Consider the following 21,012-nt stretch of genomic DNA (forward strand, 5'->3'; position numbering starts at 1 on the left):
AAAGCCCCTCCCCGGTCTGTCCAAAATTCGTTGTTTACGCCTGGTCCGAAGACACGACGGTCCAGCGCTTGTCCTTGGAAATCGGCTTCGATTCCTGGATGAACACCTGATCGCCGACCTTGTGGGCGTTGTTCTCGTCGTGCGCCTTGTACTTCTTGGTCATGCGCACGGTCTTCTTCATCACTGGATGCGTGAAGCGCCGTTCGACCTTCACGACAACCGTCTTCTCGTTTTTGTCGCTGACGACGGTGCCCTGCAGAATGCGCTTTGGCATGGTTTTCGTCCTTAAGCCTTCTTAGCCGCGGATTTTTCCGCAGCGATGGTCTTGATACGCGCAATGTCCTTGCGGACCTGCCTCACGCGCGCGGTCTTCTCGAGCTGGCCGGTGGCCTTCTGGAAGCGCAGGTTGAACTGCTCCTTCTTCAGGCTGGCCAACTCGTCGGTCAGCTGGTCCTGGGTCTTGGTCCGGATGTCTTCGGCTTTCATGATCAGCCCGTCCTTATTCTGCGATGCGCTGTACGAAGCGCGTCCTGACCGAGAGCTTGGCCGCGCCGAGACGCAGCGCCTCACGGGCGGTTTCCTCATTGACGCCGTCGATCTCGAACATGATCCGGCCAGGCTTGACGCGCGCCGCCCAGTAATCGACCGCGCCCTTGCCCTTGCCCATGCGGACTTCGGTCGGCTTCGACGTCACCGGCACGTCCGGAAAGATACGGATCCAGACACGGCCGGCGCGCTTCATCTCGCGGGTGATCGCGCGGCGGGCCGCCTCGATCTCACGCGCGGTGACGCGGTTCGGCTCAAGCGCCTTCAGCCCGAAACCGCCGAAATCCAGATTGGTGCCACCCTTGGCGGCACCGTGGATACGACCCTTGAACTGCTTGCGGAACTTTGTGCGCTTTGGCTGCAGCATCGTTCTAACTCCAAATTCTCAACTGTCTCAGGCGTTTTCGCGACGGCGACCGCGTTCGCGCTCACCACCACCGCCATGCGCATGATCGCCCTCGGTGGCGCGGCGCTCCGAAGCCATCGGGTCGTGCTCGAGGATTTCGCCCTTGAACACCCAGACCTTGACACCGCAGATGCCGTAGGCGGTGTGTGCTTCGGCCGTGCCGTAGTCGACGTCGGCGCGCAGCGTATGCAGCGGCACGCGACCTTCGCGATACCATTCCATGCGCGCGATCTCGGCGCCGCCGAGACGGCCGGCGCAGTTGATGCGGATGCCTTCGGCACCGAGGCGCATCGCCGACTGCACGGCGCGCTTCATGGCGCGGCGGAACGCGATACGGCGCTCGAGCTGTTGGGCGATCGACTGGGCGACCAGCGTCGCGTCGATCTCGGGCTTACGCACTTCGACGATGTTCAAATGCGTCTCGGACTTCGTCATCTCCATCAGCTTCCTGCGAAGCTTCTCGATGTCGGCGCCCTTCTTGCCGATGATCAGGCCCGGACGCGCCGCATGGATGGTGACGCGGCACTTCTTGTGCGGACGCTCGATCACGACCTTCGAAATCGCAGCCTGCTTGAGTTCCTTCTCAAGATACTTGCGGATCTTGATGTCCTCGTGCAGCAGCTTGCCGTATTCGCCGGTGTTCGCGAACCAGCGCGAATCCCAGGTGCGGTTGATGCCGAGACGCAGACCGATCGGATTGATTTTCTGGCCCATTATGCGGCCTCCACTTTTTCTTCGACTTCACGAACGACGATCGTGAGGTGCGAGAACGGCTTCTCGATACGGCTGGCGCGGCCACGGCCACGGGCATGGAACCGCTTCATGACGATCGACTTGCCGACATAGGCTTCCGCCACGATCAGCGCATCGACGTCGAGGTCGTGGTTGTTTTCCGCGTTGGCGATCGCCGATTCCAGCGTCTTCTTGACCGTGCCGGAAATCCGCTTGGCCGAGAATTCGAGATCGGAAAGCGCTGTCGCGACCTTCTTGCCGCGGATCAGCGCGGCAACCAGGTTCAGCTTCTGCGGGCTGATACGGATCGTGCGCAACACGGCGCGCGCTTCGTTGTCAGCAAGCCTGCGCGGAGCTTTGGCCTTGCCCATGATTATTTCCTCTTCGCCTTCTTATCCGCGCCGTGACCGTAATAGGTCCGGGTCGGAGCGAATTCACCGAACTTGTGACCGACCATGTCCTCGTTCACCGAAACGGGAACGTGCTTCTGGCCGTTGTAGACACCGAAGGTGAAGCCGACGAACTGCGGCAGGATGGTGGAGCGACGGCTCCACATCTTGATCACCTCATTGCGACCACCTTCACGAACCTTGTCCACCTTCTTGAGAAGGTAGCCGTCGATGAAGGGGCCTTTCCAAATCGAACGAGTCACTTGGCGTTACCTCTTCTTAGCTCTTGCGCTGATGGCGCGAGCGCAGGATGAACTTGTCGGTCGCCTTATTGGACCGCGTCTTCTTGCCCTTGGTCGGCTTGCCCCAGGGCGAAACCGGATGGCGGCCACCCGAGGTGCGGCCTTCGCCGCCGCCGTGCGGGTGGTCGACCGGGTTCATGGTCACGCCGCGGTTGTGCGGACGTTTTCCCCGCCACACCGTGCGGCCTGCCTTGCCGTCATTGATGTTGCCGTGGTCCGGGTTGGACACGGCGCCGACAGTGGCCATGCACGAGCCGTGGACGACACGCTGCTCGCCGGAGTTGAGGCGCAGGATCGCCATGCCCTGGTCACGGCCGACGAGCTGGGCATAACCGCCAGCCGAACGGGCAACCTGGGCGCCCTTGCCCGGCTTCAGCTCGATGTTGTGGACGATCGTGCCGACCGGCATCGAGGCCAGCGGCATCGCATTGCCCGGCTTCACGTCGACCGCTTCGCCGGCCACGATCTTGTCGCCGGCAGCAAGGCGCTGCGGGGCGATGATGTAGGACAGCTCGCCATCGTCATACTTGATCAGCGCGATGAAGGCGCTGCGGTTCGGATCGTATTCGATACGCTCGACCGTGCCGACAATGTCGAACTTGCGGCGCTTGAAGTCGATGATGCGGTACGTACGCTTGTGACCGCCGCCGATGAAGCGGGCCGTGATGCGGCCGTAATTGTTGCGGCCGCCCGATTTGGTCAGGCCCTGGGTCAGGCCCTTGACGGGCTTGCCCTTGTAGAGGCCCGAGCGGTCGACGATGACCAGCTGGCGGGTGCTCGGCGTTATCGGGTTGAATTTTTTCAGTGCCATGTCTGTTGTCCTCGCGGTCTTGCTCAGAGACCCGTCGCGACGTCGATCGACTGGCCGTCGGCCAGCGTCACAATCGCCTTCTTGACGTCGCTCTGGCGGCCGATCGTGCCGCGGAAGCGCTTGATCTTGCCCTTGCGGACAAGCGTGTTCACGGCCATCACCTTGACGCCGAACAGCGCTTCGACGGCAGCCTTGATTTCCGGCTTCGACGCCTTCTTGGCGACGTTGAAGACGACCTGGTTCTGCTCGGAAGCCATGGTCGACTTTTCGGTGATCGCCGGCGAGACGATCACGTCGTAGTGACGAAGGTCGGTCATTTGAAGCGCTCCTCGAGAGCCTCGACGGCGGCCTTCGAAAGGACCAGCGTGCCGCGGCGCAGAATGTCGTAGACGTTGATGCCCTGGATGGGCAGCACGTCGATGTTCGGGATGTTCGTCGCCGCCAGCTTGAAATTCTTGTCGAGCTCGGCGCCGCCGATCAGCAGGGCGTTGGACAGGCCCAGCGTCGCGAAATTCGCGATCAGCGCCTTGGTCTTGGCCTCGGTCAGCATCAGCTCATCGATGATGATGAGCGAGGCGCTCTTGGCCTTGGCCGAGAGAGCATGCTTGAGGCCCAGCGCACGCACCTTCTTCGGCAAATCGTGCTCGTGACTGCGGACGACCGGGCCGTGGGCCTTGCCGCCGCCGCGGAACTGCGGAGCGCGTGCCGAATGGTGACGGGCGCGGCCCGTACCCTTCTGCTTGTACATCTTGGCGCCGGTGCGGGCGATCTCGGCGCGACCCTTGGTCTTGTGCGTGCCCTGCTGCTTCTTGGCAAGCTGCCAGCGCACGACGCGCTGCAGGATGTCCTCGCGCGGATCAAGGCCGAAAATCTCCTCGGAGAGTTTCACCTTGCCGGCGTCCTTGCCGCCAAGCGTTGTGATCTTGAGGTCCATTATTCCGCTCCCTCTGTGGCCGGGGCATCTACTGTGGCCGGGGCATCGTTCTTGGCGCCATCACTGGTTGCAATGGCGCGGATTGCGGCGGGCTTCGGCGCATTGGCCGGCAGCGCAACCTTGGCTGCGTCACGGACCAGGATCCAGGCGCCCTTCGAACCGGGAACCGCGCCGCGGATCAGGATCAGACCGCGATCGGCATCAGTCGAGACGACCTCGACATTCTGCGTGGTGACGCGGGTGTCACCCATGTGGCCGGCCATATGCTTGCCCTTGAACACCTTGCCCGGGTCCTGGCGCTGGCCGGTCGAGCCGTGCGTACGGTGCGAGACCGAGTTGCCGTGGGTCGCGCGGCCGCCGCCCATGTGGTGCCGCTTGATGACGCCCTGGAAACCCTTGCCGATCGTGGTTCCCGTCACATCGACCTTCTGGCCGACGACGAAATGATCGACGGTGATCTCGGCGCCGACATCGATCATGTTGTCGGCGGAGACGCGGAACTCGGCAACCTTGGCCTTCGGCTCGACGGAAGCGGTCGCGAAATGGCCGCGCATCGCCTTCGACGTGTTCTTCACCTTGGCAAGGCCAACGCCGAGCTGGACGGCGGTATAGCCGTTCTTCTCCTGCGTGCGCTGCGCCACGACCTGGCAGTTCTCCATCTGGAGAACGGTGACGGGAACATGTTCCCCGGCATCGTTGTAGATGCGGGTCATTCCCACCTTCTTTGCAATCACACCTGAACGCATCGGTTCATTCCTTTAGAGTTCCCTGTCGGGGCTTTCGCCCCTCCACGCCTCTTGTTCCTTCAGAGTTCCCTGTCGGGGCTTTCGCCCCTCCACGCCTCTTGTTCCTTCAGAGTTCCGGGTCGCCCCGCCGCTCTGGTTCCTTAGAGCTTGATCTCGACGTCGACACCGGCGGCAAGATCGAGCTTCATCAAAGCGTCGACCGTCTGCGGGGTCGGATCGACGATGTCGAGCAGACGCTTGTGCGTGCGCATCTCGAACTGCTCGCGGCTCTTCTTGTCGACGTGAGGCGACCGGTTGACCGTGAACTTTTCGATCCGCGTCGGCAGCGGAATGGGGCCGCGGACGTTGGCGCCGGTGCGCTTGGCCGTCGACACGATTTCCCGCGTCGAGGCGTCAAGCACCCGGTGATCAAACGCCTTCAGGCGGATGCGGATATTCTGTCCGTTCATGCGTCACTTCCTTGTTCTGGCGCGGCGCGGGCAGCGCCCGCGACAGATCGGTTTAAGTCCAAATTACTCTTTGATGGTGACGACGATGCCGGCACCGACGGTGCGGCCGCCTTCACGGATGGCGAAGCGCAGCTTCTCTTCCATGGCGATCGGCACGATCAGCTCGACATCGACGGTGATGTTGTCGCCCGGCATCACCATCTCGGTGCCTTCCGGCAGCGACACGATGCCGGTCACGTCGGTCGTGCGGAAGTAGAACTGCGGCCGGTAGTTGGTGAAGAACGGCGTGTGACGGCCGCCCTCGTCCTTGGTCAGGATGTAGGCTTCAGCGACGAACTTCTTGTGCGGCTTGACCGTGCCCGGCTTGGCCAGAACCTGGCCGCGCTCGACACCTTCACGGTCGACACCGCGCAGCAGCGCGCCGATGTTGTCGCCGGCCTGGCCCTGGTCGAGCAGCTTGCGGAACATCTCGACGCCGGTGCAGGTCGTCTTGGTGGTCGGACGGATGCCGACGATCTCAAGCTCCTCGCCGACCTTGACCACGCCGCGCTCGACGCGGCCGGTCACAACCGTGCCGCGGCCGGAGATCGAGAACACGTCCTCGATCGGCATCAGGAACGGCTTGTCCAGCGGGCGAACCGGCGTCGGGATGTAGTCGTCGACCGCAGCCATCAATTCGCGGATCGAATCCTCGCCGATCTTCTTGTCGGAATCTTCCAAAGCCGCAAGTGCCGAACCCTTGACGATCGGAATGTCGTCGCCGGGGAACTCGTTCTTGGTCAACAGCTCGCGCACCTCGAGCTCGACCAGCTCGAGCAGCTCGGCGTCGTCGACCTGGTCGACCTTGTTCAAGAACACCACGATCGACGGCACGCCGACCTGGCGGGCCAGCAGGATGTGCTCGCGGGTCTGCGGCATCGGGCCGTCGGCGGCCGACACGACCAGGATCGCGCCGTCCATCTGCGCAGCACCGGTGATCATGTTCTTGACATAGTCGGCGTGGCCGGGGCAGTCGACATGGGCGTAGTGGCGGTTGGCCGTCTCGTATTCGACATGCGCCGTCGAGATGGTGATGCCGCGCGCCTTCTCCTCGGGCGCCGCATCGATCTGGTCGTAGCGCTTGTATTCGCCAAAATACTTGGTGATCGCCGCCGTCAGCGACGTCTTGCCATGATCGACATGGCCAATCGTGCCGATGTTCACATGAGGCTTTGTACGCTCGAATTTACCTTTTGCCATGTGATCTCTCCATTCCTGCTCGCCCGTGCGGGCTTTGAATTAAGTTAGCGCTGCAACCCGTTGGGGTTACGCGTATTTCTTCTGGACTTCCTGAGCGACCGCGGTGGGGACCGGCTCGTAGTGATCGAACTGCATCGTGTAGGCCGCGCGGCCCTGGCTCATCGAGCGCAAATTGTCGACGTATTTGAACATGTTGGCGAGCGGCACCATGGCGTTGACAACAACCGCCACGCCACGCGATTCCTGGCCCTGAATCTGGCCGCGACGGCCGTTCAGATCACCGATGACGCTGCCGACATAATCTTCCGGCGTCACCACTTCGACCTTCATGATCGGCTCGAGCAGCTGCACGCCAAGCTTGGGCGCCGCTTCACGGAAGCAGGCACGGCCGGCGATTTCGAAGGCGAGCACCGAGGAGTCGACATCATGGTAGGCGCCGTCGATCAGCGTCGCCTTGACGCCGATCATCGGGAAGCCGGCGAACGGGCCGGAGGTCATGACGCTGTTGATGCCCTTTTCGACACCGGGGATGTATTCCTTCGGCACGGCGCCGCCGACGATCTTGGATTCGAACAGGAATTCGCTGCTTTCCGGATTCGGCTCGAAGAGGATCTTGACACGGGCGAACTGGCCGGTGCCGCCGGTCTGCTTCTTGTGGGTGTAGTCCTGCTCGTGCCTGCGGGTGATCGTCTCGCGATAGGCCACCTGCGGCGCGCCGACATTGGCCTCGACCTTGAACTCGCGACGCATGCGGTCGACGATGATGTCGAGGTGCAGTTCGCCCATGCCGGAGATGATCGTCTGGCCGCTTTCCTCGTCGGTCTTGACGCGGAAGGACGGGTCCTCGGCGGCCAGGCGATGCAGCGCAAGACCCATCTTCTCCTGGTCGTTCTTGGTCTTCGGCTCGATGGCGATCTGGATGACCGGATCGGGGAACTCCATGCGCTCGAGGATGACCGGATGCAGCGGATCGCAGAGCGTGTCGCCAGTAGTCGTGTCCTTGAGGCCGGCCAAGGCGACGATGTCGCCGGCGAAGGCCTCTTCGACGTCAGCGCGCGAATTCGCATGCATCTGCAGCATGCGGCCGATGCGCTCCTTCTTGCCCTTCACCGTATTGTCGACCGAGATGCCCTTGGTGAGCTTGCCCGAATAGATGCGGGCAAAGGTGAGCGAGCCGACGAACGGGTCGTTCATGATCTTGAAGGCGAGCATCGACAGCGGCTCGCTGTCGTCGGCGTGACGCTCGATCTCGGCGTCGGTCTTGGCGTCGACGCCCTTGATGGCCGGAACGTCGGCCGGCGACGGCAGATATTCGACGACTGCGTCGAGCAGCGGCTGCACGCCCTTGTTCTTGAAGGCCGAGCCGCAGAACATCGGGTAGAACTTCACCGCGATGGTGCCCTTGCGGATCAGAGCGCGGATCTCGTCATTGCTGGGCATCTTGCCTTCGAGGTAATTCTCGAGCGCCGTCTCGTCCATTTCGACGGCGGCCTCGATCATCTTCTCGCGATATTCTTCGGCGCGAGCCTTGAGGTCGTCGGGGATCTCGACGACGTCCCAGGCGGCGCCCAGCGTCTCGTCGCGCCAGACCAGCGCGTTCATCTCGACGAGATCGACGACACCCTTGAACTCGGTCTCAGCGCCGATCGGCAGCTGCATGACGACAGCCTGCGCACCGAGGCGCGAGCCGATCATTTCGACCGAGCGATAAAAATCCGCGCCGATCTTGTCCATCTTGTTGCAGAAGATCATGCGCGGCACGCGGTACTTGTCGGCCTGGCGCCAGACGGTCTCCGTCTGCGGCTCGACACCGGCGTTGGCGTCGAGCAGCGCAATGGCGCCGTCGAGCACGCGCAGCGAACGCTCGACCTCGATGGTGAAGTCGACATGGCCGGGAGTGTCGATGATGTTGAAGCGGTGCATCTTGCCGTCACGAGCCTTCCAGAAGGTCGTGGTCGCGGCGGACGTGATGGTGATGCCGCGCTCCTGCTCCTGCTCCATCCAATCCATGGTGGCAGCGCCGTCATGGACTTCGCCGATCTTGTGCGACTTGCCCGTGTAGTAGAGGACGCGCTCGGTGGTCGTCGTCTTGCCGGCGTCGATATGCGCCATGATACCGAAATTGCGGTAGTCTTCGATTTTATATTCGCGGGCCATGGGAGGTGCCTCTTCAGTCTCGTTCGCGCTTTACCAGCGGTAGTGCGCGAAGGCGCGGTTGGCTTCTGCCATCTTGTGGGTGTCTTCACGCTTCTTGACGGCGGTGCCGCGGTTGTTGGCCGCGTCCATCAGCTCGCCGGAGAGGCGGTCGACCATCGTGGTCTCGTTGCGGTTGCGGGCGGCGGCGATCAGCCAGCGGATGGCCAGCGCCTGACGGCGCTCGGGGCGCACGTCGACCGGAACCTGATAGGTGGCGCCGCCGACGCGGCGCGAACGCACTTCCACATGCGGCGCGACATTGTCGAGCGCCTGATGGAAGACCGTGACCGGCTCCTGCTTGGTCTTGGACTGGACCTGGTCGAGCGCGCCGTAGACGATGGTCTCGGCAACCGACTTCTTGCCGTCATACATGACGGCGTTCATGAACTTGGTGACGATCAGATCGCCGAACTTCGGGTCCGGATTGATCTCACGCTTTTCTGCACTGTGACGACGGGACATTTTTTCTCTGCCTCAATTCTGCGTGGTGGCCTGGATCCCGGATCGTCGCCTGGCGCCGTCCGGGATGACCTTGGCTACGCTTCGGTCACTTCGGACGCTTGGCGCCGTACTTCGAACGGCGCTGCTTGCGGTTCTTCACACCCTGCGTGTCGAGCACGCCGCGGATGATATGGTAGCGGACGCCCGGAAGATCCTTGACGCGGCCGCCGCGGATCATCACCACCGAGTGTTCCTGAAGGTTGTGGCCTTCGCCGGGGATGTAGCCGATCACTTCAAAACCATTGGTCAGGCGGATCTTGGCCACCTTGCGCAGCGCCGAGTTCGGCTTCTTCGGCGTCGTTGTATAGACGCGCGTGCAAACGCCCCGCTTCTGCGGGTTCTGCTGCATGGCCGGGACCTTGTTGCGCTTCACCGGCGCAATGCGCGGCTTGCGGATCAGCTGGTTGACGGTAGGCATTAAACCCTCTTGTCTCTCAATTCCGTGTCTCGCCCGGTCAGGGCCGCTCAAAGGGTCATTTCCATACGCAAAGTCGGGCCACAAACCGCGCCTCGCGGTCTTGCCCGAACAAATGGCAGAGGAAGCGGAAACCGCTTCATGCACGCCGGAAATGTCTTTTCGCTCGTAAAACGAACCCTGTTTGAGGCAAACTCCAAAGCGTGTCGCTTCGGAAGTGAGAGCCTCACATCGGTTCTGACTGGGCGGCTTCTACTCGCAAGCCTGTTGCCCGTCAACCCCGGAGCACCAAATATTACGCTGAAACCGAGGCTTGGCAGCCATGCGAAAAGCGCATGCAATTTTCTTTCGCCATTTTGCAAGAGCAAGGAAGAAAGTGACCGGCCCTCGGCTGTTGCATAGCCACGCTTCATGCGAAAAAGCGACATGAACAGCGCAAATCCCCTCGCCCGGAGGAATCGGCCCGTGAACGACAATGATGAGCGCCCGGTCACCATCATCACCGGCCGGGCGTGGAAAAGAAAGGGCGGCAAGCCGGAAGGCGTCCACCTCATGCTGGTCGCGCCCGACGACGATTCGGCGGTGCGCCGGGCGCTCGAATCACTCGCGGCCGAAGGCTACGCCGAGGCGGAGCTCGACCAGATCGGCGACCTCGACGGCGTGCCCGACGAAGAGCCGCATTTGTCGGCCTATCAGGGCGCGCTCGAAGGCGAAGTGTCGATCGTCACCTTCGACGTGCCGCTGTGACCAGCCATGTCCCTGGCCGTCGCGGTTTGGGGCCGTCGCGGTCTGGCACTGCTTGCCCGGCATCGGTTCTCTGCTAAGAACCAAGCGCAATATCAACCTGCGGAGTTCCCATGTCCCTGAATAGCGGTCCCATCAAGCTCGGCATCGTCGGCGTGGGAAAGATCGTTCGCGACCAGCACCTGCCGGCCCTGGCCAAGGACCGCGACTACCTGCTCACCGCCGCCGCCAGCCGGCACGGCAAGGTCGACGGCATCGCGAATTTCCCTGATATCGAGGCGATGCTCGACGCCGTGCCGGAACTCGACGCCGTATCGCTCTGCATGCCGCCGCAGTTCCGCTACGACGCCGCGCGGACGGCACTGGAAGCAAAAAAGCATGTTTTTCTGGAAAAGCCACCCGGCGCCACGGTCAGCGAGGTCGAGGATTTGAAAGCGCTGGCGGCGGCAAACGGCGTCTCGCTGTTTGCCGGCTGGCATTCGCGCTATGCGCCGGCGGTTGAAGCGGCGCGCGCATTTTTAGGCTCGACCCAGATCAGGTCGGCCGCCATCAACTGGAAGGAGGACGTGCGCCGCTGGCACCCGAACCAGGACTGGATCTGGGCGCCGGGCGGCTTCGGCGTGTTCGATCCCGGCATCAACGCGCTGTCGATCGCGACCCACATATTGCCGGCGATGTTCATCAGCTCGGCAATCCTCGATTTTCCCGAAAACCGCGCCGCCCCGATCGCCGCGCACATCGCCTTCCGCACCTCGAACGGCTTGCCGGTGACGATGGAACTCGACTGGCGCCAGACCGGCCCGCAAAGCTGGGACATCCTGGCCGAGACGGACAAGGGCGCGATGGTGCTGTCTGGCGGCGGCGCAAAACTCGCGGTCGACGGCCGCGTCGTTCACGACGAGCCGGAAGCCGAATATCCGATGCTCTACAAGCGCTTCGCCGAGATCGTGCGCGCCGGCGTTTCCGATGTCGATCTCGCTCCGCTGCAGCATGTCGCCGACGCTTTTATGCTCGGCAAGCGCAATGTGGTGGAAGCGTTTTTCGATTGACGCCGCGGCGCTGCAAGGAGTGGCCTTCGCTCCGGCCCTGACCATCTTGCAAGCGTCGCGCCGGCCCTCATCTGGCTGCCGCCATCTTCTCCCCGTGAACGGGGAGAAGGACGCCGTCATCAAAGATTTCGCCAATCTCCACCGTCGCAGAAAGAGCGCCAAGGTTGCGGCCAGCTTCTTTCTCCCCGTTTACGGGGAGAAATGCCCGGCAGGGCAATGAGGGGCGGCGCCGGACGATCGAAACAAGTCGCAACAATCGACGACGCCTCCTCCAGTCCGTCGCCAACTCAACACGCAAAAAAGCCGCCGGGTTGCCCCGACGGCTTTGTTGCCTGAGATCTTTACCCGCCGCGCTTACTGCGCGGCGGAAGCCATGTCGGTCAGCATCGGATCGGCGACCTCGACGCCCGACGCCTTGCGGCGCTCGTCGATGATCAGCTCGTCGCGCGAGGTGGCGATGCGCCGGATCTGGCTCATCGTGCCGCCGGTGCCGGCCGGGATCAGACGGCCGACGATGACGTTTTCCTTCAGCCCCTGCAGCATGTCGGTCTTTCCGGCAACCGCCGCTTCGGTCAGCACCCGGGTCGTCTCCTGGAAGGAGGCGGCCGAGATGAAGGACGGCGTCTGCAGCGAGGCCTTGGTGATGCCCAACAGCACCGGCTGGCCTTCGGCCGGCTTCTTGCCGTCTTCGACCAGGCGCTCGTTGACCTCTTCCAGCTCGATCACGTCGACGTGGTCGCCCGGAATGTAGGTCGAGTCGCCCTGCGCGGTGATCTCGACCTTCTGCAGCATCTGGCGAACGATCACCTCGATGTGCTTGTCGTTGATCGACACGCCCTGCAAACGGTAGACCTCCTGGATCTCGTTGACGAGGTAGGAGGCAAGCGCCTCCACGCCCTTGATCGCCAGGATGTCGTGCGGCGCCGGATTGCCGTCGAGGATGTAGTCGCCCTTCTCGATGACGTCGCCGTCCTGAAGATGGAACGGCTTGCCCTTCGGGATCAGGTATTCGACCGGCTCAAGCGTCGAGTCATGCGGCTCGATGATGATGCGTCGCTTGTTCTTGTAGTCGCGGCCGAAGCGGATCGTGCCATCGATCTCGGCGATGATGGCGTGATCCTTCGGACGGCGTGCCTCGAACAGTTCGGCAACACGCGGCAGACCGCCGGTGATGTCCTTGGTCTTGGCGCTTTCCATCGGGATACGCGCCAGCACGTCGCCGGGGCGAACCTGTGCACCCGGCTCGACCGAAAGAATGGCCTCGACCGAGAGCAGGAAGCGAGCGTCGCCGCCCTTCGACAGCTTGCCGACCTTGCCCTTGGCGTCCTGGACGACGATCGCCGGCTTGAGGTCGTTGCCGCGTGGCGTCGAACGCCAGTCGATGACCTCGCGCTTGGTGATGCCGGTCGATTCGTCGGCCGTTTCCTGGACGGAAATGCCGTCGACCAGATCCTCGAACGCCACCTTGCCCTCGATTTCGGTGAGGACCGGGCGGGTATAGGGATCCCACTCGGCGATGCGCTGACCGCGCTTCACCTTGTCGCCATCGTCCACGAAGATGCGCGAGCCATAGGTGAGGCGGTGCGTGGCGCGCTCCTTGCCGGCCTCGTCGAGGATCAGCACCGCCATGTTGCGGCCCATGACCATCTGCTGGCCGTCGGAGTTGCGCACCACGTTGCGGTTGCGGATCTCGACCTTGCCCTCATACGAGGCTTCAAGGAACGACGAGTCCACCACCTGCGCCGTACCGCCCATGTGGAAGGTACGCATGGTGAGCTGGGTGCCCGGCTCGCCGATCGACTGCGCCGCGATGACGCCGACAGCCTCGCCCTGGTTGACCGGGGTGCCGCGGGCCAGATCGCGTCCGTAGCAGACCGCGCAGACACCGACCCTGACGTCGCAGGTCAGCGCCGAGCGGATGCGGACCGACTGGACGCCGGCCTTTTCGATCTGCTCGACGTCGCGTTCGTCCATCAGGGTTCCGGCCTTGACCAGAACCTCACCCGACACCGGATGCGTGATGTCGTCGAGCGCTGTGCGGCCGAGAACCCGCTGGCCGACGGAAGCGACGACCTGGCCGGCATCGACGATCGGCTGCATGGTGAGGCCCTTGTCGGTGCCGCAGTCGACGGAGTTGACGATGCAATCCTGCGCCACGTCGACCAGACGACGGGTGAGGTAACCCGAGTTCGCCGTCTTCAAGGCGGTGTCGGCCAGACCCTTGCGGGCGCCGTGGGTCGAGTTGAAATACTCGAGCACGGTCAGGCCTTCCTTGAAGTTGGAGATGATCGGCGTCTCGATGATCTCACCGCTCGGCTTGGCCATCAGGCCGCGCATACCGGCAAGCTGGCGCATCTGGGTGGGCGAGCCGCGCGCACCGGAATGCGACATCATGTAGATCGAGTTCATCGGCTTTTGACGGCCATTGTCCTCGAACTCGACCGCCTTGATGCGGGCCATCATCTCGTCGGCGACCTTTTCCGAGCACTTGGCCCAGGCGTCGACGACCTTGTTGTACTTCTCGCCCTGCGTGATCAGGCCGTCATTGTACTGCTGCTCGTATTCCTTGGCCAAGGCCTCGGTGTCGGAAACCAGCTTGATCTTGGCATCCGGGATCAGCATGTCGTCCTTGCCGAACGAGATGCCGGCGCGGCAGGCGTGGCTGAAGCCGAGGGCCATGATGCGATCGCAGAAAATGACCGTCTCCTTCTGACCGCAATGGCGGTAGACGGTGTCGATCATCTTGGAGATGTTCTTCTTGGTCATCTCCTGGTTGGCGGTCTCGTACGGCACATTGACGTTCTTCGGCAGAAGCTCGCCGATGATCATGCGGCCGGGCGTGGTGTCGTAGATCTTCGACACGACTTTGCCGTCCGCATCGACCGTGCGGAAGCGGCCCTTGATCTTGGAGTGCAGCGTCACCGCCTTGGTCTCGAGCGCGTGCTGGAGTTCGCCCATGTCGGCAAACACCATGCCCTCGCCCGGCTCGTTCTGGTTGACGATCGAGAGATAGTAGAGACCCAGGACCATGTCCTGCGACGGCACGATGATCGGCGCGCCGGAAGCCGGGTGCAGGATGTTGTTAGTCGACATCATCAGCACGCGGGCTTCAAGCTGTGCTTCCAGCGACAGCGGCACGTGAACCGCCATCTGGTCGCCGTCGAAGTCGGCGTTGAAAGCCGTGCAGACCAGCGGGTGAAGCTGGATCGCCTTGCCTTCGATCAGGATCGGCTCGAACGCCTGGATGCCGAGGCGGTGCAGTGTCGGCGCACGGTTCAACAGCACCGGATGCTCGCGAATGACCTCGTCGAGGATATCCCAGACCTCCGGACGCTCCTTCTCGACCAGCTTCTTCGCCTGCTTGACGGTCGAGGAATAACCCTTGGCGTCGAGACGGGCATAGATGAAGGGCTTGAACAGTTCGAGCGCCATCTTCTTCGGCAGGCCGCACTGGTGCAGCTTGAGCTCCGGGCCGGTCACGATGACCGAGCGGCCGGAATAGTCGACGCGCTTGCCGAGCAGGTTCTGGCGGAACCGGCCCTGCTTGCCCTTCAGCATGTCGGACAGAGACTTCAGCGGACGCTTGTTGGCGCCGGTGATGACGCGGCCGCGACGGCCGTTGTCGAACAGCGCGTCGACGGCTTCCTGCAGCATGCGCTTTTCATTGCGCACGATGATGCCGGGCGCGCGCAGCTCGATCAGCCGCTTCAGGCGGTTGTTGCGGTTGATGACGCGGCGATAGAGATCGTTGAGATCGGACGTGGCGAAGCGGCCGCCGTCCAGGGGAACCAGCGGGCGCAGGTCCGGCGGGATCACCGGCACCACCTTCATGATCATCCATTCCGGACGGTTGCCGGACTCCATGAAGTTCTCGACGACCTTGAGCCGCTTCAGATACTTCTTCTGCTTGAGCTCGGATGTGGTCGAAGCCAGCTCCGAACGCAGGTCGCCGGCGATCTTCTCCAGGTCCATGCCGGCCAGAAGGTCGTGGATGGCCTCGGCGCCGATCATGGCGGTGAAGCTATCCTCGCCATATTCGTCGACGGCCATCATGTATTCTTCCTCGCTGAGGAGCTGGTGCTCCTTCAGCGCGGTCAGGCCGGGCTCGGTGACGATGTAGTTCTCGAAGTAGAGAACGCGCTCGATGTCCTTCAGCGTCATGTCGAGCAGGGTGCCGATACGCGACGGCAGCGACTTCAGGAACCAGATATGGGCGACCGGCGCGGCCAGCTCGATATGGCCCATGCGCTCGCGACGGACGCGCGACAGCGTGACTTCGACGCCGCACTTCTCGCAGATGACGCCCTTGTACTTCATGCGCTTGTACTTGCCGCACAGGCATTCGTAGTCCTTGATCGGACCGAAAATGCGCGCGCAGAACAGACCGTCGCGCTCCGGCTTGAAGGTGCGGTAGTTGATGGTCTCCGGCTTCTTGATCTCGCCGAACGACCAGGACAGAATCTTCTCAGGGCTGGCGAGCGAAATCCGGATGGAATCGAACACCTGTGCAGGCGCCTGGGGATTGAAGAGATTCATGACCTCTTGGTTCATGCCGTTCTCCTTTTCGGGGTCATCGAAAACCCCTTGCATCTAGCGCGGGCCAAACGCCCGCCGACTTGGTCGACCATCGGTCGAAAAAACTCTTGTTTGAGCATGATCTTGGCCGAAAACCGGTAACCACTTTTCGGGATCATGCTCGGCGTCCGGCCGCGGGGAACCGCGACCGGACGTCTTGCTTACTCGGCCGCGTCGGGCAGCCGGATCGGGTTGTCGTCGAGCTTGGTGTTCTCCAGCTCGACATTGAGGCCCAGAGACCGCATTTCCTTGACGAGAACGTTGAAGCTCTCGGGGATGCCGGCCTCGAAGGTGTCATCGCCTCTGACGATCGCCTCATAGACCTTGGTGCGGCCGGCGACGTCGTCCGACTTCACCGTCAGCATCTCCTGCAGCGTGTAGGCGGCGCCGTATGCTTCGAGCGCCCAGACCTCCATCTCGCCGAAGCGCTGGCCACCGAACTGCGCCTTGCCGCCCAGCGGCTGCTGGGTAACGAGCGAGTACGGCCCGATCGAACGCGCGTGGATCTTGTCGTCCACAAGATGGTGAAGCTTGAGCATATATATGTAGCCCATCGTCACTTTGCGATCGAACGGCTCGCCGGTGCGTCCGTCATAGAGCTGCGACTGACCGCTGGTGTGCAGGCCCGCCTGCTCCAGCATGATGTTGATGTCGGCCTCGTGCGCGCCGTCGAACACCGGTGTCGCGATAGAGACGCCGCGGCGCATCTGCTCGCTGAGGCGAACGACGCTCTCGTCGTCATAGTCGCGGACCGGCTCGTTGCGGTCGTTGGCCGGCATGAAGCTCTCGAGCGTCTTGCGCAGCGGCTTGATGTCGCCGCCTGTCTTGTACGCGTCGATCAGCTCGCCGATCTTCCTGCCCATTCCGGCGCAAGCCCAGCCCAGATGCGTCTCCAGGATCTGGCCGACATTCATGCGGCTCGGCACACCCAGCGGGTTGAGCACGATATCGGCATGCGTGCCGTCCTCGAGGAACGGCATGTCCTCGACCGGAACGATCCGCGACACGACACCCTTGTTGCCGTGCCGGCCGGCCATCTTGTCGCCGGGCTGCATCTTGCGCTTCACGGCCACGAAGACCTTGACCATCTTCATGACGCCGGGAGGCATCTCGTCGCCGCGCTGCACCTTCTCGACCTTGTCCATGAAGCGCTGTTCGAGCGCCTTCTTGGAATCGTCGTACTGGCCACGCAGGGCTTCCAGTTCGCTCTGGAGCTTTTCGTTCTCCACCGCAAACTGCCACCACTGTGAACGCGGATACTCGTCGAGCGTGTCCTTCGACAGCTTCGAGCCCTTCTTGAAACCCTTCGGCCCGGCAATCGCATCCTTGCCGACGAGAACGTCGGACAGGCGCGAATAGACGTTGCGGTCGAGGATCGCCTGCTCGTCGTCGCGGTCCTTGGCGAGGCGTTCGATCTCCTCGCGTTCGATCGCCATGGCGCGCTCGTCCTTCTCCACGCCGTGGCGGTTGAAGACGCGCACTTCGACGACGGTGCCGAAGGTTCCGGGCGGCATTCGCATGGAGGTGTCACGCACGTCCGATGCCTTTTCGCCAAAAATGGCGCGCAGAAGCTTTTCTTCCGGCGTCATCGGGCTTTCACCCTTCGGCGTGATCTTGCCAACCAGGATGTCGCCCGGCTGCACTTCGGCACCGATATAGACGATGCCGGCCTCGTCGAGGTTCTTCAGCGCTTCTTCCGAGACGTTGGGGATGTCGCGGGTGATTTCCTCCGGCCCGAGCTTGGTATCGCGCGCCATGACCTCGAACTCCTCGATGTGGATCGAGGTAAAGACGTCATCGGCGACGATGCGCTCGGACAAGAGGATCGAGTCCTCGTAGTTGTAGCCGTTCCACGGCATGAACGCGACCAGCACGTTGCGGCCGAGCGCCAGATCGCCGAGCTCGGTCGACGGACCGTCGGCGATGATGTCACCCTTGTTGACCAGGTCGCCCATGCGCACCAGCGGACGCTGGTTGATGCAGGTGTTCTGGTTCGAACGCTGGAACTTCATCAGCCGGTAGATGTCGACGCCCGACTTGCCGGGATCGAGATCTTCCGTGGCGCGGATGACGATACGCGTCGCGTCGACCTGGTCGACGATGCCGCCGCGGCGGGCGCCGATGGCGGCGCCGGAGTCACGGGCGACGATCGGCTCCATGCCGGTGCCGACGAACGGCGCTTCGGCGCGCACCAGCGGCACGGCCTGACGCTGCATGTTCGAGCCCATCAGCGCGCGGTTGGCGTCGTCGTTCTCGAGGAACGGGATCAGCGCCGCGGCCACCGACACCATCTGCTTGGGCGACACGTCCATCAGATCGACGTTTTCGCGCGGCGCCATCATCACTTCGCCGGCATTGCGGCAAATGACGAATTCGTCGACGAAACCACCATTCTTGTCGAGCTCGGCATTGGCCTGGGCGACGTGGTGCTTGGCCTCTTCCATCGCGGAGAGATAGACGACCTCATTGGTCAGCTTGCCGTTGACGATCTTGCGGTACGGGCTCTCGATGAAGCCATACTTGTTGACGCGCGCAAATGTGGCCAGCGAGTTGATCAGACCGATGTTCGGGCCTTCCGGCGTCTCGATCGGGCAGATGCGGCCGTAATGCGTCGGATGCACGTCGCGCACCTCGAAGCCGGCGCGCTCGCGGGTCAGACCACCGGGTCCAAGCGCCGAGAGACGGCGCTTGTGGGTGATCTCCGACAGCGGGTTGGTCTGGTCCATGAACTGCGACAGCTGCGAGGAACCGAAGAACTCGCGCACGGCGGCAGCCGCCGGCTTGGCGTTGATCAGGTCCTGCGGCATCACCGTATCGATCTCGATCGAGGACATGCGTTCCTTGATCGCGCGCTCCATGCGCAAGAGGCCGACGCGGTACTGGTTCTCCATCAGCTCGCCGACCGAGCGCACGCGGCGATTGCCGAGATTGTCGATGTCGTCGATCTCGCCCTTGCCATCACGCAGTTCGACCAGCGTCTTGACCACGGCTAGGATGTCGTCCTTGCGCAGCACGCGCACGGTGTCCTCGGCCTTGAGCTCGAGGCGCATGTTCATCTTGACGCGGCCGACGGCCGACAGGTCATAGCGCTCGCTGTCGAAGAACAGCGAGTTGAACATGGCTTCGGCGGTTTCCAGCGTCGGCGGCTCGCCGGGGCGCATGACACGGTAGATGTCGAACAGCGCGTCCTGGCGGCTCTCGTTCTTGTCGACGTTGAGCGTGTTGCGGATATAGGCGCCGACATTGACGTGGTCGATGTCGAGAACCTTGATCTCGTCGTCGCCGGCGGCGAGAAGCACTTTTAGCGTCTTTTCGTCGATCTCGTCGCCGGCCTCGAGGAAAATCTCGCCGGTCGCATAGTTGACGATGTCCTCGGCAAGGTAGTTGCCGAGCAGATCCTCGTCGGTCGCCTTGATCGCCTTGAGACCCTTTTCGCCGAGCTGACGGGCCTGGCGTGCGGTGATCTTCTTGCCGGCCTCGACGACGACCTCGTTGGTGTCTGCATCGATCAGGTCGCCGACAGCCTTGAGGCCGCGGAAACGCTCGACGTTGAACGGGATGCGCCAGTGGTCGCCGGCGCGCTTGTAGGTGATCTTGTTGTAGAAGGTCGACAGGATCTCCTCGGCGTCCATGCCGAGCGCCATCAGCAGCGACGTCACCGGGATCTTGCGGCGGCGGTCGATGCGGGCGTGCACGACGTCCTTCGAGTCGAACTCGATGTCGAGCCACGATCCGCGATAGGGGATGACGCGCGCGGCAAACAGCAGCTTGCCCGACGAGTGCGACTTGCCCTTGTCATGGTCGAAGAAGACGCCCGGCGAACGGTGCATCTGCGAGACGATGACGCGCTCGGTGCCATTGACGATGAAGGTGCCGTTCAAGGTCATGAGCGGCATGTCGCCCATATAGACGTCCTGCTCCTTGATGTCCTTGATCGACTTGGCGCCGGTATCCTCGTCGATATCGAACACGATGAGGCGCAGCGTCACCTTGAGTGGCGCGGCATAGGTCAGGTCGCGCTGACGGCATTCGTCAACGTCGAATTTCGGTGCTTCGAACTCGTACTTCACGAATTCCAGCATCGAGGAGCCGGAAAAGTCGGAAATCGGGAACACCGATTTGAAAACCGCCTGCAGTCCCTCGTCAGGACGCCCGCCCTTGGGCTCCTCGACCATCAGGAACTGGTCATAGGATGCCTTCTGAACCTCGATCAGGTTCGGCATCTCCGCAACTTCCGGAATCTTTCCGAAGAATTTGCGTACGCGTCTGCGGCCATTGAAAGTTTGTGTCTGGGCCATCGTCGCTCCTTAGCTCGATTCTCGGGGCGAGCCTCGCCGCGGCTCGCCTTGCATTCTCGGCCACCTTCGGCGGCGGCCTTTATTTGTTCACCCGCCACCTGTCGGTGGCCGGCCAAAACGGGAGAAAACCCGTTTCCTGAAGGCCGGCTTACGGCCCTTAGGAAAGAGGTTTTCGTACTCTTCGCGTTACGCAGCCTCCCTTCGCGCCAAGGGAGCGGCGGACGGCGCGAAGCCGCCCGCCGATATCAAACGCTTACTTCAGTTCGACCTTGGCGCCGGCTGCTTCCAGCTGGGCCTTGAACTTGTCCGCGTCGGCCTTGGAAACAGCTTCCTTGACCGGCTTCGGAGCCGCCTCGACCAGGTCCTTGGCTTCCTTGAGGCCAAGACCAGTGATGGCGCGAACTTCCTTGATGACGTTGATCTTCTGAGCGCCCGCCTCGGTGAGGACGACGTCGAATTCCGTCTTTTCCTCGACCGGAGCAGCAGCAGCCGCAGCACCGCCGGCGGCAGCAACCGCCACCGGAGCAGCAGCGGAAACGCCCCACTTTTCTTCCAGAAGCTTCGACAGCTCGGCCGCCTCGAGGACGGTCAGCTTCGAAAGGTCGTCTACGATCTTTGCCAGATCAGCCATTGCAATATTCCTTCATAAGGTTCGAACGTGTGTTTGTGATAGCGAGGAA

At 62.6% G+C, this 21,012-nt stretch carries 20 protein-coding genes; 2 read left to right on the forward strand and 18 right to left on the reverse strand.

Features of this window, described 5'->3' with window-relative positions; genetic code table 11:
• Positions 1-34 precede the first annotated feature (34 nt).
• From rpsQ to rpsL, 15 genes are all read right to left on the reverse strand, one after another.
• Positions 35-274, reverse strand: a complete 240-nt coding sequence (rpsQ, locus tag AC0L28_RS17665) for a 30S ribosomal protein S17 (protein ID WP_023799288.1) — start codon at positions 272-274, stop codon at positions 35-37.
• Between the two features lie 11 nt (positions 275-285).
• Positions 286-486 carry a 50S ribosomal protein L29 gene (gene rpmC / locus AC0L28_RS17670; protein WP_023799289.1) on the reverse strand — a complete coding sequence of 67 codons (201 nt, stop codon included), beginning with the start codon at positions 484-486 and terminating at the stop codon, positions 286-288.
• A 13-nt stretch (positions 487-499) separates the two neighbouring features.
• A complete protein-coding gene (rplP, locus tag AC0L28_RS17675; RefSeq protein WP_023799290.1) occupies positions 500-913 on the reverse strand; it encodes a 50S ribosomal protein L16 in 414 nt (137 codons plus the stop codon).
• Positions 914-940: 27 nt separating this feature from the next.
• Positions 941-1,666 (reverse strand): 30S ribosomal protein S3, encoded by a 726-nt coding sequence (rpsC, locus tag AC0L28_RS17680; protein ID WP_023799291.1) that lies wholly within the window; start codon positions 1,664-1,666, stop codon positions 941-943.
• Positions 1,666-2,055, reverse strand: a complete 390-nt coding sequence (gene rplV, locus AC0L28_RS17685) for a 50S ribosomal protein L22 (RefSeq protein WP_023799292.1) — start codon at positions 2,053-2,055, stop codon at positions 1,666-1,668. Before rplV ends, rpsC begins: the two co-directional genes overlap by 1 nt.
• Before the next feature lie 2 nt (positions 2,056-2,057).
• On the reverse strand, positions 2,058-2,336 hold the full coding sequence (gene rpsS / locus AC0L28_RS17690) for a 30S ribosomal protein S19 (RefSeq protein ID WP_006205463.1): 279 nt from the start codon (positions 2,334-2,336) through the stop codon (positions 2,058-2,060).
• A 16-nt stretch (positions 2,337-2,352) separates the two neighbouring features.
• Positions 2,353-3,186 carry a 50S ribosomal protein L2 gene (gene rplB / locus AC0L28_RS17695; protein ID WP_027154041.1) on the reverse strand — a complete coding sequence of 278 codons (834 nt, stop codon included), beginning with the start codon at positions 3,184-3,186 and terminating at the stop codon, positions 2,353-2,355.
• Between the two features lie 23 nt (positions 3,187-3,209).
• Positions 3,210-3,503 (reverse strand): 50S ribosomal protein L23, encoded by a 294-nt coding sequence (locus AC0L28_RS17700; protein WP_010909275.1) that lies wholly within the window; start codon positions 3,501-3,503, stop codon positions 3,210-3,212.
• Positions 3,500-4,120: a 50S ribosomal protein L4 gene (rplD, locus tag AC0L28_RS17705; protein ID WP_027154042.1), complete on the reverse strand. Its 621-nt coding sequence runs from the start codon at positions 4,118-4,120 to the stop codon at positions 3,500-3,502. The genes AC0L28_RS17700 and rplD overlap by 4 nt, the downstream gene beginning before the upstream one ends.
• The gene (rplC, locus tag AC0L28_RS17710; protein WP_023799295.1) at positions 4,120-4,866 is read right to left on the reverse strand and encodes a 50S ribosomal protein L3; all 747 of its coding nucleotides are present in this window, start codon (positions 4,864-4,866) and stop codon (positions 4,120-4,122) included. The genes rplD and rplC overlap by 1 nt, the downstream gene beginning before the upstream one ends.
• Positions 4,867-5,006: 140 nt before the next feature.
• Entirely contained in the window at positions 5,007-5,315 is a 309-nt protein-coding gene (gene rpsJ, locus AC0L28_RS17715) for a 30S ribosomal protein S10 (RefSeq protein ID WP_006205468.1), read from the reverse strand.
• Between the two features lie 63 nt (positions 5,316-5,378).
• Complete coding sequence (tuf, locus tag AC0L28_RS17720) at positions 5,379-6,554, reverse strand: elongation factor Tu (RefSeq protein ID WP_091591201.1); 1,176 nt, start codon at positions 6,552-6,554, stop codon at positions 5,379-5,381.
• A 66-nt stretch (positions 6,555-6,620) separates the two neighbouring features.
• Positions 6,621-8,711 (reverse strand): elongation factor G, encoded by a 2,091-nt coding sequence (gene fusA, locus AC0L28_RS17725; RefSeq protein ID WP_023798114.1) that lies wholly within the window; start codon positions 8,709-8,711, stop codon positions 6,621-6,623.
• Between the two features lie 30 nt (positions 8,712-8,741).
• Positions 8,742-9,212 carry a 30S ribosomal protein S7 gene (gene rpsG / locus AC0L28_RS17730; protein WP_008875664.1) on the reverse strand — a complete coding sequence of 157 codons (471 nt, stop codon included), beginning with the start codon at positions 9,210-9,212 and terminating at the stop codon, positions 8,742-8,744.
• A gap of 85 nt (positions 9,213-9,297) precedes the next feature.
• Positions 9,298-9,669, reverse strand: a complete 372-nt coding sequence (rpsL, locus tag AC0L28_RS17735) for a 30S ribosomal protein S12 (protein WP_006333356.1) — start codon at positions 9,667-9,669, stop codon at positions 9,298-9,300.
• A gap of 462 nt (positions 9,670-10,131) precedes the next feature.
• On the opposite strand from rpsL, the gene AC0L28_RS17740 reads away from it, so the two are divergent.
• Positions 10,132-10,413, forward strand: coding sequence for a hypothetical protein (locus AC0L28_RS17740; protein WP_023798115.1), 282 nt, complete (start codon positions 10,132-10,134; stop codon positions 10,411-10,413).
• Positions 10,414-10,523: 110 nt separating this feature from the next.
• On the forward strand, positions 10,524-11,459 hold the full coding sequence (locus AC0L28_RS17745) for a Gfo/Idh/MocA family protein (protein WP_473479004.1): 936 nt from the start codon (positions 10,524-10,526) through the stop codon (positions 11,457-11,459).
• A 354-nt stretch (positions 11,460-11,813) separates the two neighbouring features.
• On the opposite strand, the gene rpoC is transcribed toward AC0L28_RS17745, so the two are convergent.
• From rpoC to rplL, 3 genes are all read right to left on the reverse strand, one after another.
• Positions 11,814-16,010, reverse strand: a complete 4,197-nt coding sequence (gene rpoC, locus AC0L28_RS17750) for a DNA-directed RNA polymerase subunit beta' (protein ID WP_287248045.1) — start codon at positions 16,008-16,010, stop codon at positions 11,814-11,816.
• Positions 16,011-16,195: 185 nt separating this feature from the next.
• Positions 16,196-20,332: a DNA-directed RNA polymerase subunit beta gene (gene rpoB / locus AC0L28_RS17755; protein WP_023798118.1), complete on the reverse strand. Its 4,137-nt coding sequence runs from the start codon at positions 20,330-20,332 to the stop codon at positions 16,196-16,198.
• A 253-nt stretch (positions 20,333-20,585) separates the two neighbouring features.
• Positions 20,586-20,963 (reverse strand): 50S ribosomal protein L7/L12, encoded by a 378-nt coding sequence (gene rplL / locus AC0L28_RS17760; protein ID WP_023680442.1) that lies wholly within the window; start codon positions 20,961-20,963, stop codon positions 20,586-20,588.
• Positions 20,964-21,012: the final 49 nt, after the last annotated feature.

It is taken from the genome of Mesorhizobium sp. WSM4847 (assembly GCF_055811335.1).

Excerpts from the sequence above, each read along its gene's own strand:
- rpsJ (WP_006205468.1), bottom strand. The coding sequence starts at position 5,315 with ATGAACGGACAGAATATCCGCATCCGCCTGAAGGCGTTTGATCACCGG.
- rplP (WP_023799290.1), bottom strand. The coding sequence starts at position 913 with ATGCTGCAGCCAAAGCGCACAAAGTTCCGCAAGCAGTTCAAGGGTCGT.
- rpoC (WP_287248045.1), bottom strand. The coding sequence starts at position 16,010 with ATGAACCAAGAGGTCATGAATCTCTTCAATCCCCAGGCGCCTGCACAG.
- rpsL (WP_006333356.1), bottom strand. The coding sequence starts at position 9,669 with ATGCCTACCGTCAACCAGCTGATCCGCAAGCCGCGCATTGCGCCGGTG.
- rplB (WP_027154041.1), bottom strand. The coding sequence starts at position 3,186 with ATGGCACTGAAAAAATTCAACCCGATAACGCCGAGCACCCGCCAGCTG.
- rpsQ (WP_023799288.1), bottom strand. The coding sequence starts at position 274 with ATGCCAAAGCGCATTCTGCAGGGCACCGTCGTCAGCGACAAAAACGAG.
- rplV (WP_023799292.1), bottom strand. The coding sequence starts at position 2,055 with ATGGGCAAGGCCAAAGCTCCGCGCAGGCTTGCTGACAACGAAGCGCGC.
- rpsG (WP_008875664.1), bottom strand. The coding sequence starts at position 9,212 with ATGTCCCGTCGTCACAGTGCAGAAAAGCGTGAGATCAATCCGGACCCG.
- rpmC (WP_023799289.1), bottom strand. The coding sequence starts at position 486 with ATGAAAGCCGAAGACATCCGGACCAAGACCCAGGACCAGCTGACCGAC.
- AC0L28_RS17745 (WP_473479004.1), top strand. The coding sequence starts at position 10,524 with ATGTCCCTGAATAGCGGTCCCATCAAGCTCGGCATCGTCGGCGTGGGA.
- rpoB (WP_023798118.1), bottom strand. The coding sequence starts at position 20,332 with ATGGCCCAGACACAAACTTTCAATGGCCGCAGACGCGTACGCAAATTC.
- rplC (WP_023799295.1), bottom strand. The coding sequence starts at position 4,866 with ATGCGTTCAGGTGTGATTGCAAAGAAGGTGGGAATGACCCGCATCTAC.
- rpsC (WP_023799291.1), bottom strand. The coding sequence starts at position 1,666 with ATGGGCCAGAAAATCAATCCGATCGGTCTGCGTCTCGGCATCAACCGC.
- tuf (WP_091591201.1), bottom strand. The coding sequence starts at position 6,554 with ATGGCAAAAGGTAAATTCGAGCGTACAAAGCCTCATGTGAACATCGGC.
- rplD (WP_027154042.1), bottom strand. The coding sequence starts at position 4,120 with ATGGACCTCAAGATCACAACGCTTGGCGGCAAGGACGCCGGCAAGGTG.
- fusA (WP_023798114.1), bottom strand. The coding sequence starts at position 8,711 with ATGGCCCGCGAATATAAAATCGAAGACTACCGCAATTTCGGTATCATG.
- rplL (WP_023680442.1), bottom strand. The coding sequence starts at position 20,963 with ATGGCTGATCTGGCAAAGATCGTAGACGACCTTTCGAAGCTGACCGTC.
- AC0L28_RS17700 (WP_010909275.1), bottom strand. The coding sequence starts at position 3,503 with ATGACCGACCTTCGTCACTACGACGTGATCGTCTCGCCGGCGATCACC.